Genomic DNA, 16,954 nt, shown 5'->3' with positions numbered 1-16,954 from the left:
TCGGGCGGGTCAGATCTGCTCGGCCAGGGCGCGCAGCCGCGCCGCGAACTCCCCGGCTCCCTCCGCGCCGCCCTCCTCGGCGGCGCGCCGGCCCACCTCTGCGGTGAAGGCGCCCAGGGTCGGGTTCTCGAAGAGCGCCCGCACCGGCACGGCGAGGCCGAGCAGGTCCTCGACGCCGTAGGTGAGCTGGGTGACCAGCAGCGAGTGGCCGCCGAGGACGAAGAAGTCGTCCCCGGGCTCCGGTGCGGCGTCGGTGAGCAGCACCTCGGCCCACAGCGCGCCCATCACCCGGCCGAGCAGCTCCCCGTCCGGGCCGGGCGGCCCCGGGGCCGGGGCGGGCGCCTGCGCGGCCGGGGTCTTCGGCGCGGTGCCGAGCGCGGCCAGCTCGGGCAGGTCGTACGCGGAGATCCGGCGCCCGGTGTCCGCCGCGAGCTGCCCGAGCAGCCGCAGCCAGGCCGCGCACAGGGTCTGCACGGTGGCCGCGTCGAACAGGTCGGTGCGGTAGGTGAAGGTGCCGCCGAGGGTGCCGTCGCGCTGCTCCAGCATCAGTTCCAGGTCGAACTTGGCGGTGCTGTAGGCGGGCCGCACCTCCTCCGCTTCCACGCCGGGCAGGCCGAGCGTGCCGGTGCCCGCGTCGTCCAGCGAGAACACCACCTGGAACAGGGGGTTGTGGCCGAGGTCGCGGCGCGGGCGCAGCTCCTCCACCACCCGCTCGAAGGGCACGTCCTGGTGGGCGTAGCCGTCGAGCGCGGTGTCCCGGACGCGGGTGAGCAGGTCGGCGAAGACGGGGTCGTCGTCGACGCGGGTGCGCAGGGCCAGGACGTTGGTGAAGAAGCCGATCACCGGCTCCAGTTCGACCCGGGTACGGCCCGAGGCGGGTGTGCCGACGACGAGTTCGGGGTCGCCGCCCGCGCGGGCGAGGAGCACGTCGAAGGCGGCGAGCAGCGTCATGAACAGGGTGGCGCCGCGCTCCCTGCCGTAGGCGCGCAGCGCGCCGTACACCTCGTCCGGGACCGTGAAGGCGACCGAGGCGCCGGCCCGGGTGACGGCGGGGGTGCGGGGCCGGTCCAGGGGCAGCGTGGTGGTCTCGGGGGCCCCGGTGAGCCGTTCCCGCCAGTGCGCGAGTCCCGCGCGGCCCTCCTCGCCGTCGAGCCAGGCGCGCTGCCAGACCGCGAAGTCGGCGTACTGCAGGCTCAGCGGGGCGAGCCCGGCCGGGCGGGACTCGGTGTGCGCGGTGTACAGCTCGCCCAGTTCGCGCAGGAGCAGCCCGGAGGACCAGCCGTCGGTGGCGATGTGGTGCTGGTTGAGCAGCAGGAGGTGCTCGTCCTCGCCGGTGGCGACGAGGGTGGCCCGGATCAGCGGCCCGTGCTCCAGGTCGAAGGCGCGCAGTTCGTCGGCGCGGATCAGCTCGCGCAGGGCCGCCTCGCGGGTGGTGCCGTCCAGTCCGGAGAGGTCGGCGCGCCCCAGCGGCACGCTCACCGTGTCCCGGACGAGCTGGACGGGCCGCCCGCCGGTGCCGCGTACGTACACCGTGCGCAGGGCCTCGTGCCGGTCGGTCAGCGCCTGGAGGGCGGCCGCCAGGGCGTCGGTGTCGAGCGGGCCGCGCAGCCGGAGGGTCTCGGGGACGTTGTAGCTGACGTCGCCCTCGCCGAGCCGGTCGAGGAACCAGAGCTGTTCCTGCGCGTAGGAGAGCGGATGTCCGGCGGGGTCCCGGGGGACGGCCGTGACGGGCCGTTCCGCGCGGCCGTCGCCCGCGCGGGCCAGCTCGGCGGCGAGGGCGGCCACGGTCGGGTGCTGGTAGAGGGTGCGCAGCGGCACGTCCCGGCCGAGCACGCGGCGCATCCGGGAGACGACCTGGGTCATCAGCAGCGAACTGCCGCCCAGGGCGAAGAAGTTGTCCGAGCGTCCGACCTCGGTGAGCCCGAGCACCTCGGCCCAGATCCCGGCGAGGATCTCCTCCACCGGGGTCCGGGGCGCACCGCCCGCGGCGGCGCGTCCCGCGGCGGAGGCGGGTTCGGGCAGCGCGCGCCGGTTGATCTTGCCGTTGGCGTTCAGCGGCATCTCGTCCAGGGTGACGAGCACCGAGGGCAGCATGTAGGCGGGCAGCCGGTCGATCAGGTACGGGGTGAGGTCGGGCCGGGCGGCGGCGACGAAGGTGACGTAGCCGACAAGGCGGGTCTCCCCGGTGCCGCTCGCGGTGTGGACGACCACGACGGCGTTGTCCACGTCGGGGTGGGCGCGCAGCACGGACTCGATCTCGCCCAGTTCGATGCGGAAGCCGTTGACCTTCACCTGGTTGTCGATCCGGCCGAGGATCTCCAGCACGCCGTCGGGCCGGTACCGGGCGAGGTCGCCGGAGCGGTAGAGCCGGGCGCCGGGCTGCGGGGAGAACGGGTCGGGCAGATAGCGCTGGGCGGTGCGGGAGGCGTCGCGGTGGTAGCCGCGGCCGACGCCGGCCCCGCCGACGTACAGCTCGCCGGGCACGCCGACGGGCTGCGGCTGGAGCCGGTCGTTGAGGACGTAGACCTGGTTGTTGCCGGTGGGGCGGCCGATCGGGACGATGCCCTCGATGACCTCGGGCACCTCCGCGCGGGCCAGGGTGGCGTTGTCGATGGCGGTCTCGCTGAGCCCGTAGGCGGCGACGATCTGGGTGTCGGGGCGGCACAGGGCGCGTACCCGCATGTAGTCCCGCGCGTACCAGATGTCGCTGCCGGCGACGAGCAGGTCCAGGAAGGACAGGTCGGCGCCGGTCTCCTCCAGGTGGTCGACCAGCGCGGCCAGGATGGGGGTGATGAACTCGGCGCTGTTGACGTCCTCGGCCACCATCAGCCGGTACAGGTCCGGCGGGGACATGACCGTCTCGTGCGGGACGACGACCAGCTTGGCGCCGCTGAACAGGGCGCGGGTGGCGTCGGCGATGAAGATGTCGAAGGCGAAGCTCGTCATCTGCAGGTGGGAGCGCATCGGGTGGCCGCCCAGATACGCCGACTCCCAGAAGCGGAAGTAGTTGACGTAGTTGGCGTGCGTGACCATCGCGCACTTCGGGGTGCCGGTGGAGCCCGAGGTGTAGAACATGCAGGACAGGTTGTCCGGGGCGACCTCGGCGTCCGGCGCGGTGCCGGGCAGCCCGGCCAGCGCCGCGGCCTCCTCGTCCAGCAGCAGGGCGCCCTCGACCGGCGGCAGGTCGCGCAGGGTGGCGGTGGTGGTCACGACCAGGGGCACGGCCGCGTGCGCCAGCATGTACTCCAGCCGCTCGCGCGGGTACTCCGGGTCGAGCGGCACGTACACGCCGCCCGACTTGAGCACGCCGAGGAAGGCGACGACGGTGTCCGTGCCGCGTTCCATGCAGACGCCGACCGGGGTCTCGGCGCGCACTCCGCGCCGCCGGAGCAGATGGGCGAGCCGGTTGGCGCGGCGGTCCAGCTCGGCGTAGGTCAGCCGGTCCTCGCCCTTGACCACGGCGAGGGCGTTGGGGGTGCGGGCCGCCTGCGCCTCGAACAGGGCGTGCATGGTGGTCACGTCACCGACGGGGGACGCGGTGTCGTTCCAGTCGCGGAGCTGGCGGCTCTCCTCCTCCGCGGTGAGCAGGGGCACGGTGGCCACGGGGGCGTCGGGCGCGGCGACCAGCCCGGTCAGCAGGCGCAGCCAGTGTCCGGCGGCGCGGCGCATGGTGGCCGCGTCGAACAGGTCGGTCGCGTACTCCAGTTCGCCCTGGAAGCCGTCGCCCTTCTGGATGAGGTCAAGGCTGAGGTCGAACTTGGAGGTGAGCCGCTCGTCCTCCAGCAGTTCGGCGGTGAGCCCCGGCAGGGTCAGCTCGCCGGTCTGCCCGGCGGCGAGCATGCCGAAGCTGGCCTGCACCAGCGGGGAGTAGCTGGGGTCGCGCTCGGGCTCGACCACCCGGACCACGTCGTCGAACTGGACGTCCATGTTCTCGAAGGCCGCGTACACCGACTCGGCCACCTGCGCGAGCAGCGGGCGGAACCCGGCGGCCGGGTCCACGTCGGCGCGGATCGCCAGGGTGTTGACGAAGCAGCCGATCAGCGGGTCGAGGTCGGGTTCGGGACGGCGGACGACGGGCACGCCGACGGCCAGGTCGTGCTGGCCGGTGTAGCGGGCGAGCAGCACGAAGAAGGCGGAGAGCATGACGGCGAACGGGGTGACGCCCTCCTCCTCCGCCAGCCGCTCGACGGCCGCGGTGAGGTCCGCGCCCACCTCGAAGGGGGCGGCGGCGCCCTGGTAGCTCTGCACGGCGGGCCGGGGCCGGTCGGCGGGGAGCTGGAGGGTGGGCGGCGGGGTGGCGAACCGCTCCTGCCAGTAGCGCAGTTGCCCGGTCGTGTCGGTGGCGCGGCTGCACTCGGCCCAGTCGGCGTACTGGAGGTTCAGCGTGGGCAGCCGGGGTTCGCGGCCCTCGGTGTGCGCGCTGTACAGCTCGCCCAGTTCGGCGAGGAGGACACCGCAGGAGGAGCCGTCGAAGACGATGTGGTGGAAGGTGAGCACCAGCACGTGGTCGGTGGCGCCGGCGCGCACCAGGGCGGCCCGCAGGACGGGCCCCCCGGCGAGGTCGAAGGGCGCGTGGGTCTCCTCGGTGACGAGCTTGCGCAGGAGGTCCTCGCGCTCCTCGGCGGGGGCGGCCGACAGGTCGTGCACGGGCAGCGGCACATGGGCGCCGGCCGCGGTGACCTGCACGGGGACGCCGTCGCGGTCGGGGAAGCGGGTGCGCAGCACCTCGTGCCGGGCGACGATCTGCCGCAGGCAGCGCTGGAGCACACCGACGTCGAGCGCGCCGCGCAGCCGCAGCACGACGGGCAGGTTGTAGAGCGAGCCGCCGGGCTGCACCCGGTCCATGAACCAGAGCTGCTGCTGCGGCAGCGACAGCGGCCGGTCGGGGCCGTGGGCGTCCTCGGGCGCGGCCGCGACGGGGGTACGGCGGCGGGTGTGGCGCGGAACGATGGTCATCGGGCGTCCTCCGTGCTGTCGTCCCGGTGTGCTGCCAGTGCCTCGACCTCGGCGCGCAGCCGGTCGGCGTAGGCGTCGATCCGCTCGGCGGGCAGGGCGGCCGCGTCGTACTGCACGACGAGCCGGGCGCCCGCCGGGCCGATGTCGGCGTTGGAGGCGAGGGCGAACCCGACGTCGACGGTGTCGTCGTGCTCGGAGACCACGCGCGAGCCGTCCGTGGCGGGGGCGATGCCGGTGAAGCGGGTGAAGTTGAAGAAGGAGTCGAACAGCGGTCCTGATCCCGCGAGTTGCTGGATGTCGGCGAGCGGCATCAGGTGGTGGCCCATGAGGGACCGCTCGTACTCCCAGAGCCTTCCCGCGAGTCCGGGCGCGCCGGGGTCGGTGCGGACGGGGAGGGTGTTGAGGAACAGGCCGAGGGTGCGGTCGCCGCCCTCCTCGGCGGGCCGGGCGCTGACCACCAGGCCGGTGACGACCTCGCCGGCGCCGTCGGTGCCGAACGCGGCGGCGAGCGCGCGGACGTGCGCGGCGAGCAGCAGCGATTTCACCGGCACCCCGGCGAGGCGCGCGGCCTCGTCCAGTGCGCCGGCGGTGGCTCCGGCGGGCTCCAGCACGCGGGAGGTGCCGATGGCGGGGACGTGTTCCCCGGCGAGCCGCAGGGGGTGCGCGCCGGCCAGGGTGTCGCGCCAGAAGGCGCGGGTGCCGGTGTCCTCGCGGGCGGCGAGTTCGGCCTCGACGTGGCGCCGGTAGGGCAGCACCGGTCCGGTCGCGGGGGCCGGGGTGCCGGACCGGTGGTGGTCGAGGCGGGCCAGCAGTTCGCTGGTCATCAGGTGCAGGCTGAGGCCGTCCAGCACGCCGTGGAAGTGGGTCTGCACCAGCTCGTAGGTGTGCTCGCCGGTGCGCAGGGCGTGCAGGCGCAGCATGGGGGCGCGCCAGTCGAAGGGGGTGGCCTTCTCGGCGTCCACGACCTCGCGCACCCGGCGCCGCCGCTCCTCCTCGGGCAGGCCCGTGAGGTCCTCGGTGCGCACGGGCACGGTGGCCCGCTCGTGCACGAGCTGCATCGGGCGGCTGAACGCGGCCAGGTCGAAGGAGGTGCGCAGGATGTCGTGCGCGGCGGTGAGGTCCTCGGCGGCGGCGGCCGTCGCCTCGGGCGCCCAGGGCCCTTCGACGGTGTCGACGGTGACGACGTGGTACGCGTGCCCGTCGCCCTCGGAGAGTTCGCCGAGGTAGACCATGCCGAGCTGGAGGGCGGTGAGCGGGTAGGCGTCGCTCACGCCCGCCGGGACCAGCGCCCGGTCGGCCGGGTCGAGCAGCGCGAAGGGCGCTCCGGCGGCCGGTGCCGCGGCCTGGGTGCCCTCGATGCCGGCGGCGAGCGCGCGCACGGTCTGGTTGCGGAACACGTCCCGCAGCGGGAAGGACAGGCCGGCCTTCACGGCCGAGGCACGCATCCGGATGGCGCGGATGGAGTCGCCGCCGATGGCGAAGAAGTTGTCCTCGACGCCGATGTTCTCCCGGCCGAGCACCTCCTCCCAGATGGTGATGAGGGCGCGTTCGGTGGCGGTGGCGGGCCGGGCGGTGGTCCGGGGCCGCTCGGGCGCGGGGAGCGCGGCCCGGTCGATCTTGCCGTTGACGGTGAGCGGGAGGGCGTCCAGCAGGACCACGGTGGCCGGTACGAGGGGCTCGGGCAGCCGTTGGGCGAGCCACTGGCGCAGCAGGGCGGCGTCCGGCACGGCGACGGGCGGCTCGGCGGCCGGGCGGGGGTCGTCCCGGTACTCGGGGCGGACCGCGCACAGCGTGAACCGGTCGGTGCCGGTGAGGAGTTCGTCCTGCTCGCAGAAGACCTCGAAGCCGTGTCCGCGCAGGTGCCCGGCGATCTCGGCGAGCCGTCCGTGCGGGGCGGCGCCGGTGTCGTCGTGGACCTCCATGGCGATCTGCTGGACCTTGGCGAGGTGTGCGTCGTCCAGGCCGCGCAGCACGTCCTGTTCGGCGCGCTGCACGTCGATCTTCAGCAGGTCGATGCGGTCGACCCCGGTCTCGGTGAGCACGTCGGACAGCCGGCGCAGCCGGGCCTGTTCCTCGCGCGGGGTGAAGCGGTCGGCGAGGATCTCGGAGACCTCGCCGAGGAGTTCGTCGTCGCGCTGGTTCTCCAGGAAGGTCTGGACGAGCGCGATCTCGGCCTCCGGGTCGGCGTACTCGGCCTGGCCGGACATCATGGAGTAGCCGGGGTAGACGGTGAACGCGGCCGACTGCTCGCGGTCGGAGAGACCGAACCCGAAGATCTCGGTGGGGCCGGTGCGGTGGCGGAGGTTCTCGGTGAGGCGGGCGTGGGCCTCGGGCAGCGGCTCGAAGGCGAGGATGCGGGCGCCGGGGCAGGCCCGGTCCACGAAGAGCGAGAACATGCCGATGTTGGCGCCGACGTCGACGACGACCGCGTCCTCGCGCAGGGTGATCCCGCCGCGCAGATAGGTCTGCTGGACGAAGATCTCGTCGAACAGGTAGCGCGTCTCGTGCGGGTTGATGCCGGCGATGTCCTCGACGTTCAGCGGGCGTCCGGTGGCGCGGCGGGGCACGGCGTAGCCGACGAGGGTGCCGGTGCCGGACTTCTCGTCCGCCCGCCAGTCGGCCACAGCCTGGGCGACGGCGGGGTGCTGGGCGAGCACGGCGGCGATCTCGGCGGGCTCGGCGCGGTAGCCGTTGATCTTGAGCTGTTCGTCGGCGCGTCCGAGGTGGGCGAGGCGGCCGTCGGGCAGGAGGCGCACCCGGTCGCCGGTGCGGTAGCCGCGCACTCCGTCCACGGTCGTGAAGCGGGCCTCGGTGGCCTCCGGGTCGCCCCAGTAGCCCTGCGCCACCTGCGGTCCGGTGACGAAGAGTTCGCCGGGGACGCCCGGTGGTACGGGCCGTCCGGCGGCGTCCAGCACCCGGACCCGGAAGCCGGGCAGGGGGCGGCCGATGGAGGGCTCGGTGTCCGCGGTGACGGGGGCCGCGGTGACGTCGACGGTGCATTCGGTGGGCCCGTAGACGTTGACGGCGCGTACGCCCTCCAGTTCGGCCACCCGCTGCCACAGCCCGGCGTCCACCGGCTCACCGCCGATCAGCAGCAGGCCGGGCAGCCGCTGGCCGCTGGCCCGGTGGTCGAGGACGAGCCGCAGGTGGGAGGGGGTGCAGTCGAGCACGTCGGCGCCCCGGTGGGCGAGTTCGCGCAGCAGCGCGGGCACGTCGCGGCGGGTCTCCTCGGAGACCAGGCACAGGGAGCGCCCGGCGGCGAGCTGGATCAGCTGCTTCATGGAGGCGTCGAAGCCGAAGGAGGCGTTGACGGCGACCGTCAGGTCCTCGGCGGCGTCCGCGTACACGGTGGCTTCGAGGGCGTCGAAGAGGTGGGCGGCGCTGCCGTGTCCGACGACGACCGGGCGGGGCGTGCCGGTGGAGCCGGAGGTGAAGATGACGTACGCCGGGTCGCCGGGGGTGACCGGGTGCGGCGCGGCGGTGGCGCCGGTCGCGGCGGGCGCGTCGAGTTCGAGGGTCGGCAGGGCGCCGGCGAGGCCGCGCAGGGCGGCGGAGCCCTTGGGGGCGACGGCGAGCGAGGCGTCGACGGTGGCCGCGAGGCGGCGCAGCCAGGGCGCCGGGTGGGCCGGGTCGAGCGGGACGTACACCGCTCCGGCGCGCAGCACGCCGAGGAAGGCGGCGACGGTGACGGCGGAGCGCTCGCCGAGGACGACGACGCGGTCACCGGGGCCGACGCCGTGTTCGCGCAGGCGCGCGGTCACCGAGGCGGCGGCGTCGTCGAGTTCGCCGAAGGTGAGGGTGGCGTCGGGGGCGGCGACGGCGGTGCGCGCCGGGTCGGCACCGGAGACGCCCGCGTCCAGCAGGCCCAGCAGGGTGTGCTCGCCGAGGGGGGCGGCGGTGCCCTCCCATCCGGCCAGCAGCGCGGCCTCGGCGTCCTCGGGGCGCCCGCCGGTGAGCTGGGCGGTGACGGCGCCGAGCAGGAGCCCGGCGGCCGCCGGGTCGGCCACGGCGGGGTCGGCGGTGAGGGCGAGGCGCAGGGTCGCGCCGTCGCGGGTGCAGGTCAGGTGCAGCGGGGCCTCGGGGCGGGGTGCGTCCAGGGTGGCCCCGGTGGCGCCGAGCGCGGCCAGCGGGCCGGGGTCGGCGGCGCTCACGTGGGTGAAGCCGGCGGCCACGGAATGGTCGAGCGGGGTGACGCGCAGGCTGCGGGAGCGGACCTGGGCGAGCAGCTCGGCGGCGGCCTCGGCGGTGAGGTCACGGGGGACCTCGCAGCGGACGGGGGCGGCGAGCGGGCCCACGACGCCCTGGGTGCCGTCGACGGACCGGCCGTCGTCGTGCAGGGCGAGGGCGAGCGTCTCGGCGTCGGCGTACCGGCCGAGCGCGGTGACCCAGGCGGCGAGCGCGCGGGCCGCGTCGTCCCCGTCGGGGGCGGGGCATGCGGCGCGGTACTCCCCCACCGGCTCGTCCCCGGTCACGCCGGGGGCCTGGGCGGGCAGGGTGAGCGCGGTCAGGGCGGCGGGGTCGGCGGGCAGGTCGGCGCGGTCCTGCTCGCTCTGCCACTCCACGACGTCGAGGAACTGGGTGCGGTCCTCGTCCTCCACCGGGGCGGCGCCGCCGTAGCAGGCGGCGAGCTCGGTGAGCAGGACGCGCAGGCTCTCGGGGTCGGCGATCAGCACCGAGGCGTCCAGGGCCAGTTCGTCCGGGCCGTACACGACCCGCAGCGGGGCCTCGCCGTCCGGGGCGCCGTCGGCCGGGTGCACGTCGGCGGTGGCGTCGTCGCGGACGACCTGCACGGGCAGCCCGGTGCCGGTGAGGTCGCCGATGTCGAGGCGCAGGGTCTCGTGCCGGGCGACCAGCGCGGCGACGGCGGCGCGCAGCCGCGCGGGGTCCAGGGGCCCGGCGAGGCGGACCCTCGCGCCGACCCGGTCCTTCGGGGCGTCGGCCCACAGCCGCCGCTGCTGGGCGGAGAGCCGGTAACTGTCGACCGTGGTCACAGGACGTCTCGATTCACGTAGAGGTCGGACATGGCGACGAGGGTGCGGCGTTCGCCGGTGAAGGGGGCGCGGCCGTGGGTGGCGAGGAAGTTGTCCACCATCAGCACGTCGCCGCGCCGCCAGGGGAAGGAGACGGCCGCCTCCTCGTACAGCCCGCGGATCAGGGCGGCGACCTCGTCCTCGATGGGGGTGCCGTCGCCGTAGTGGACGTTGCGCGGCAGGCCCTCGGGGCCGTACTCGCGCAGGAGGGCCTCGCGGACCTCCGGCGGCATGTTGGAGGAGTGGAAGAGGTGGACGTGGTTGAACCACACCTCCTCGCCCGTGCGCGGGTGCCGGGCGGTGACCTGGCGGACGGCCCGGGTGCGCAGGCCGCCGTCGCCGGTCCACTCGAAGCCGGTGGCCGACTGCCGGCAGTACGCCTCGACGTCGGCCCGGTCGGTGCTCTGGAACACCTCGTGCCAGGGCAGGTCGAGGGCGTCGCCGTAGTTGCGGACGTAGAGCACGCCGTGCCGCTGGAAGCGCTCGCGGACCTCCGCCGGGATCAGCGGGGTGACCTTCCGCTCGTCGGCGAGCGGGGTGGCGCCGCCGGTCTCGGCGGGCAGGTCGCAGTAGAAGTACAGCCTGCTGGGCCAGTTGTGGGAGTACGACATCTCGTGGTGCAGCGGGATGGTCTGGTCGGAGGCGAACTCCGTGGAGGTGAAGACCTTGTCGGCGACCTCGTTGCGGGGCGCGGCCCGCTCCAGGTAGCCGAGGAGTTCGGGGCCGACGACGCGGGCGGCCCGGCCGAAGTGGTCGGGGTCCGGCACGGAGAAGCCCCGGAAGAGGACGGCGCCGTGCCGGTCGAGGTGCTCGGTGACCTGTGCGCGGTTGGCGTCGAGGTGGCTGACGAGGTCGAGTTCGGGGAACCGGGACTCGACGACCATCCCGAAGTCACCGTCCAGGAAGGACGTGGTGACGGGTTCGACGGTGGTGCGGCGGGCGCGCCGCACGGGTCCCGCGCTCATCGCTCACCGCCGGTGGTGGCGGCGGAGCGGGGGTCGGCCATGGCGGCGAGGATGCGGCGCGGGCCCTCGAACGGCTCGCGGGCGTGGGCGGAGAGCATGTTCTCCACCACCAGGACGTCGCCCTGGCGCCAGTCGAAGCCGGTGGTCTCCTCGGCGTAGGCGGCGCGGATCTCCTCGACCACCTCGTCCTCGATGCGCTGCCCGTCCCCGTAGAAGGTGTGGTACGGCAGGTTCTCCTCGCCCAGCGCCGACAGCAGGCCGTCGCCGACCTCCCGGGGCAGGGTGGAGTTGTGGAAGAACAGGGCGTGGTTGAACCAGGTCTCGTCGCCGGTGAGCGGGTGCCGGTGGATCGCGGGCCTGCTCTGCCAGGTGCGCAGCTGGTCGCCGTCGACCCAGGACCAGGAGATGCCATTGCGCTCGCAGTACGCCTCGGCCTCCTCGCGCCGCTCGGTCTGGAAGGCCTCCTGCCAGGTGAGGCTGATGCCGGGCACGTAGTTGCGCACGTAGCGCACCCCGCGCTCGCGGAACCGCCCGACGGTGTCCGGCGAGAGGCGGGCGAGCACCCGCCTGCTGTCGGCCAGCGGGGTGCGCCCGCCCCGGGTGGCCTCGCGCTGGCAGCAGAAGACGATCCTGAGCGGCCAGTCCAGGGTGTACGACTGCTCGTTGTGCAGGGCGATGTGCTGGTCGGCGGGGTGGTCGGTGGAGGTGTAGACGCCCTCGGTGACCTCGTGCCGGGGTGAGGAGCGCTCGCCGTAGCCGAGCACGTCGGTGGAGAGGGCCTCCATGAACGCGCGGAACTTCTCCGGGGTGTCGATGCCGAAGCCCCGGAAGAGGACGGCGCCGGCCCGGTGGGCGAGGCCGTCCACGGTGGCCTTGTTGCCGGCCAGCCAGGCGGTCAGGTCGGCGCTGGAGTCGCCCCGCACCAGGGCGGGGAGGGTGCGGCCCTGCCAGGCGTCGTCCACCTCGATGGAGCCACCGCGTGCGCGACGGCGGGAAATGGTTGACACAGTTCCTCCGAATCACGGCATTTCACAAGGGCGGGCGTGCCAGAGCCCGGCGCGGGAGTGCGGGAAGTCAGCCCAGCCGCGCGGCGAGGGCGGCGGGGGTGGGTGCCTCGAAGACGGCGGCGATCGGGACCTCCCGGCCGAGCGCGGACCGGACCCGGTTGACCAGGCGGGTCGCGAGCAGGGAGTGGCCGCCGAGCGCGAAGAAGTCGTCGTCCGGCCCGACCTGGTCGGCGCCGAGCACCTCGGCGAAGATGCGGCACAGTCCGGTCTCGGCGTCGGAGAGCGTCCGGCCGGCTGAGAGGCCGCCGCCCACGACACGCGGGCGGGGCAGCGCGGCCCGGTCGACCTTGCCGTTCACCGTCAGGGGCAGCGCGTCCAGCGCGACCACGGCGGACGGCACCATGAAGGACGGCAGCCGGGCGGCGACCGCCTCGCGGACCGCCCTGACGTCGGCGTCGGCGGGGACCACGTATCCCACCAGCCGGCGGTCGCCGGGTTCGTCCTCCCGGACCACAGCGACCGACTGGCCCACTCCGGGCCCCGCGCTCAGCGCGGCCTCCACCTCGCCCAGCTCGACCCGGAAGCCGCGCAGCTTGACCTGGAAGTCGCGTCTGCCGACGAACTCCAGCAACCCGTCGGGGCGGTGGCGCACCACGTCGCCGGTCCGGTACAGCCGCGATCCCGGCTCGCCGAAGGGGTCGGGCACGAACCGCTCCGCCGTCGGCCCCGGCCGCCCGGCGTATCCGCGGGCCACCCCGGCACCACCCACGAACAGCTCGCCCTCGCTGCCGAGCGGTACGGGGGCGAGGCGGGCGTCCAGGACGTGGCAGGTGAGGTGGTCGAGCGGGATGCCGATGGGCGAGGTGGCGGGCCAGCCGGCGGCGTCCCCGTCCAGGAGGTGGGCGGTGGCCGCGTGGGTCTCGGTGGGGCCGTAGAGGTTGTGCAGCCGGCGGCCGGTGCCGAAGAAGCGGCGCATGGCGGGGCTGACGGTGAGGGGTTCGCCGCCCTGGGCGACATCGGTGAGGGCGGGCAGATCGAGCCCCTGCTCCAGCGCCTCCTCGCACAGGCCGTGGATGACGGCCGTGGGCGCGAAGAGTTCGGAGACGTTCTCCCGCGCCATCCAGCGGACCAGGTCGGCCGGGCTGCGCCGCACCTCCTCGCGGGGCACCGCGAGGGTCTTGCCCGAGCCGAGCGCCGAGAGGATCTCCTGCGGCGCGGGGTCGAAGCCGAGCGAGGCGAACTGGGCGGTGACGCGGCCCGGTTCGTCCCCGATGACCCGGGCGTGCCAGGCCAGCAGGTTCTCGAAGGCATCCATGGGGAACGCGACCGCCTTCGGGCGGCCGGTGGACCCGGAGGTGTAGATGACGTACAGCAGCCGGCCGGGGGCGAGCCCGCCGGGGTGGGTGAGGGGCGTGTCGTCGTAGCCGTCGAGGTCCGGGTCCATGGGGACCGTCGCGGTGCCCGGCGCCAGCAGTTCCGCCACCTCGTCGGAGGCCACCACGCACACCGGGGCGGCGTCCTCGACCATGAACCGGATGCGGTCGGCCGGATGCCCGGGGTCGACCGGCAGATAGGCGGCGCCCGCCTTGACCACGGCGAGCAGGGTGACCACGAACTCCGGTGAGCGCGGCATCGCCAGCGCCACCACCGTGTCCTGCCCGGCCCCGCGCTCCCGCAGCAGCCGGGCGAGCCGGTTGCTGCGGGCGTCGAGCCGGGCGTAGCTGATCCCGGTGCCCTCGTGGCGTACGGCGACGGCGTCGGGGCGCAGTCGGACCTGGGCCGCGAAGGCGTCCAGGAAGGGGGTGGGCTCCGCGTCCGCGGCCCCGGTGGACAGCGTGCGCAGCAGGGCGCGTTCGGAGTCGGGCAGCAGCGCGAGGCGGCTCAGCGGGCGGCCGGGGTCGGCGACGGCGTCGCGCAGCAGGGCGCACAGGCGGCCCGTGAGGCGTTCGGCGGTGACCGGGTCGAACAGGTCGGTGCTGTACTCCAGCGTGCCGCGCAGTCCGGCGGGGCCACCGTCCGGGGCGAACTCCTCGGTGAAGCCGAAGACGAGGTCGAACCGGGAGACGGGCAGCCGCAGTTCGGTCGTCTCCACCTGGACCCGGTCCAGTTCGAAGGCGGCCGGGCGGCGGTCCTCGAAGACGAGCATGGTCTGGAAGAGCGGGTGCCGTCCCAGTGACCTGGGCGGCCGCAGCGCCTCCACCAGCAGTTCGAAGGGGAGCGTCTGGTGGGCGTAGGCGTCCAGGTCGGTGGCGCGGGCGCGGCGCACGAGCTCCGTGAAGGACGGGTCGCCGCCGGTGTCGGTGCGCAGCACCAGGGTGTTGACGAAGAAGCCCACGGCGTCGTCGAGCCGGTGCCCGGCGCGGCCTCCGACCGGGGTGCCGAGCACGGTGTCGGTGCCCGCGCCGATCCGGGTGAGCAGGGCGGCGAGGGCCGCGTGGACGACCATGAACGGGGTGGCGCGCAGCTTCCTGGCCAGGTCGGCGACGAGCCGGTGGGTGTCCGCGTCCAGCCCGAACGGCACGACGTCGCCGCTGTGGCTGGCGCGGGCCGGGCGGGGCCGGTCGGTGGGCAGTTCCAGGTGGTCGGGCAGCCCGGCCAGCCGGTCCCGCCAGTGGGCGAGGGAGCGGCCGGCGGCACTGCCGGGGTCGGCCGGGTCGCCGAGCGCCTCGCGCTGGCCGAGGGCGTGGTCGGCGTACTGCACCGGCAGCGGCTCCCAGGCCGGGGCGTCGCCCTTGACGCGGGCCCGGTACGCCTCGGCGAGGTCGTCGGCGAGGGGACGTACGGAGAGTCCGTCGACGGCGATGTGGTGCAGGACGAGCAGCAGATGGTGCGCCTCGGGGCCGGTCCGCAGCAGCCGGGCGCGCAGCGGGGGTTCGAGGGACACGTCGAAGGCACGTCCGGCGAACGCGTCCCGTTCGGCCGCCACTCGGCCGGGTTCCACGTCCTCGGCGGGCAGTTCCGGCAGGACCTCCTCGGGGGCGAGCACCTGCTGGTAGGGCTCGCCCAGGTCGCCGGGCAGGACGGTGCGCAGGCTCTCGTGGCGGGCCAGCACGTCCAGCAGGGCCCGGTGCAGCGCGGCCGGGTCCAGCGGGCCGGTGAGGGCGAGCGCGTAGGGCACGTTGTAGACGGGCTTGGGGCCTTCGAGGCTGTTGAGGAACCACAGCCGCCGCTGGGCGTAGGACAGCGGGGGCTCGGCGGGCCGCTCGCGGGGGCCCGGTTCCGGTCCGGTCCGGGGCGCCCCGGCCAGCCGTACGGCGAGACCGGCCGGGGTGGGCGTCTCGAAGACCGCGGCGAACGGGAGGTCCCTGCCCAGGGCGGACCGGATCAGGTCGACCAGGCGGGTCGCAAGCAGGGAGTAGCCGCCGAGGGCGAAGAAGTCGTCGTCCGGACCGACCTCGTCCGCGCCCAGGACCTCCGCGAAGAGCCGGCACAGCACCGACTCGTCCCCGGACAGGGCCCGTTCCGCGCCCGCGCCCAGCACCCGGGGCCGGGGCAGCGCGGCGCGGTCGATCTTGCCGTTCACCGTGAGCGGCAGCGCGTCGAGCACCACCACGGCGGACGGCACCATGAACGACGGCAACCGCCCGGCCACCGCCTCCCGGATCTCGGCCGGACCGGTCCGGGCGGCCACCACGTACCCCACCAGCCGCCGGTCGCCGGGCCCGTCCTCGCGGACGGCGGCCACGGCCTGCGCGACCCCCGGCACGGCGGCGAGCGCGGCCTCCACCTCGCCCAGCTCCACCCGGAAGCCGCGCAGCTTCACCTGGAAGTCCCGCCGGCCGGCGAACTCCAGGACACCGTCGGCCCGTTCGCGCACCAGGTCGCCGGTGCGGTACATCCGCGCCCCCGGCTCGCCCGAGGGGTCGGGCAGGAACCGCTCGGCGGTCAGCGCGGGGCGGCCCACGTACCCGCGTGCCACGCCCCCGCCGCCCACGTACAGCTCGCCGTCGATGACCTGGGTGCGGACGCCCGGCAGGGGGCGGCCGATGGGGACGGCGGCCGCGCCGTCCGGCTCCCGGCCGTCCCCGGTGCGGTGGACGGTGGTGGTGACGGTGGCCTCGGTCGGGCCGTAGACGTTGCAGAACTCGACGTGCTCGCCGACGGTCCGCTTCCACGCGGCCAGCCGCTCGCCGGCCGCCTGCTCCCCGGCGGCCAGCACGAACCGCAGGGGTGCGGCGGCGAGCCGGGCGAGGAGGGCGGCGTCCTCGGTCAGGGCGTGCCAGAAGGCGGTGGGCAGCGAGGCGACGGTGACGCCCTCGGCCTCCAGGAAGCCGACGAGTTCGCGCGGGGTGCAGCGCAGCCCGTCCGGGCGGGTGACGAGCGTGGCGCCGTGGGCCAGCGCCGGGAAGATCTCTTCCACGGAGGCGTCGAAGCTGAGCGACCGGCACTGAAGGACCCGGTCCGCAGGGGTGAGCCGGAAGGTGCCGGCGGTGGCCCGCAGGTGATGGGCGAGGGCGCGGTGCTCGACGAGCACGCCCTTGGGGCGGCCGGTGGAGCCGGAGGTGTGGATGACGTAGGCCGCGTTCGCGGGCAGCACGTCCGCGTCGGCGCCCGGCCCGCCCTCGTCCGCCTCCCCGTCCGCGAGGGCGTCCTCCAGGAACACGACGTGCTCGGGGGCGCCGCCGGCGGAGGCGAGCAGGTCCCGGGTGGTGACCAGGCAGCGGGCGCCGGTGTCGGCGAGGACGAAGCGCAGCCGCTCGGCCGGGTAGGCGGGGTCCAGGGGGACGTAGGCGCCGCCCGCGCGGAGCACGCCGAGCACGGTGACCACCGCGTCGGCGCCGCCGGGCAGGCACAGCGCGACCGGGTCCTCGGGGCGTACCCCGAGGGCGGTCAGGCGCCGGGCGAGGCGGCCGGAGAGGCGGTCCAGCTCGCCGTAGGACACCTCGCGCGCGCCCTCGCGCACGGCGACGCGTCCGGGCTCGGCGCGGGCCTGCCGCAGGATGCGTACGTGCACCGGGACCGGTGGCTCCGTCATGCGCTCTTCCCCCGTCATTCG

Annotated in this window: 5 protein-coding genes; all 5 read right to left on the bottom strand. The window is 75.1% G+C overall.

All coding sequences use genetic code 11. The features are described 5' to 3' along the window. Positions 1-9: 9 nt before the first annotated feature. The 5 genes from ABZ898_RS02280 to ABZ898_RS02260 all read right to left on the bottom strand — a co-directional run bounded on the left by ABZ898_RS02280 (position 10) and on the right by ABZ898_RS02260 (position 16,933). Positions 10-4,956, bottom strand: coding sequence for an amino acid adenylation domain-containing protein (locus ABZ898_RS02280; RefSeq protein WP_361651881.1), 4,947 nt, complete (start codon positions 4,954-4,956; stop codon positions 10-12). Beyond that, on the bottom strand, positions 4,953-9,947 hold the full coding sequence (locus ABZ898_RS02275; protein ID WP_361651880.1) for an amino acid adenylation domain-containing protein: 4,995 nt from the start codon (positions 9,945-9,947) through the stop codon (positions 4,953-4,955). The genes ABZ898_RS02280 and ABZ898_RS02275 overlap by 4 nt, the downstream gene beginning before the upstream one ends. Then, positions 9,944-10,951 carry a TauD/TfdA family dioxygenase gene (locus tag ABZ898_RS02270; protein ID WP_361651878.1) on the bottom strand — a complete coding sequence of 336 codons (1,008 nt, stop codon included), beginning with the start codon at positions 10,949-10,951 and terminating at the stop codon, positions 9,944-9,946. Before ABZ898_RS02270 ends, ABZ898_RS02275 begins: the two co-directional genes overlap by 4 nt. Then, entirely contained in the window at positions 10,948-11,958 is a 1,011-nt protein-coding gene (locus ABZ898_RS02265; RefSeq protein ID WP_361651876.1) for a TauD/TfdA family dioxygenase, read from the bottom strand. The genes ABZ898_RS02270 and ABZ898_RS02265 overlap by 4 nt, the downstream gene beginning before the upstream one ends. A gap of 67 nt (positions 11,959-12,025) precedes the next feature. Then, a complete protein-coding gene (locus ABZ898_RS02260; RefSeq protein ID WP_361651874.1) occupies positions 12,026-16,933 on the bottom strand; it encodes an amino acid adenylation domain-containing protein in 4,908 nt (1,635 codons plus the stop codon). Between the last annotated feature and the right edge of the window lie 21 nt (positions 16,934-16,954).

Source organism: Streptomyces sp. NPDC046860, assembly GCF_040645115.1.
In the GTDB taxonomy this organism is placed as follows: domain Bacteria; phylum Actinomycetota; class Actinomycetes; order Streptomycetales; family Streptomycetaceae; genus Streptomyces.
This window is presented reverse-complemented; position numbering and strand designations above follow the sequence as displayed.

Coding starts and splice junctions, on each gene's coding strand:
- ABZ898_RS02270 (WP_361651878.1), bottom strand. CDS start 10,951: ATGAGCGCGGGACCCGTGCGGCGCGCCCGCCGCACCACCGTCGAACCC.
- ABZ898_RS02280 (WP_361651881.1), bottom strand. CDS start 4,956: ATGACCATCGTTCCGCGCCACACCCGCCGCCGTACCCCCGTCGCGGCC.
- ABZ898_RS02260 (WP_361651874.1), bottom strand. CDS start 16,933: ATGACGGAGCCACCGGTCCCGGTGCACGTACGCATCCTGCGGCAGGCC.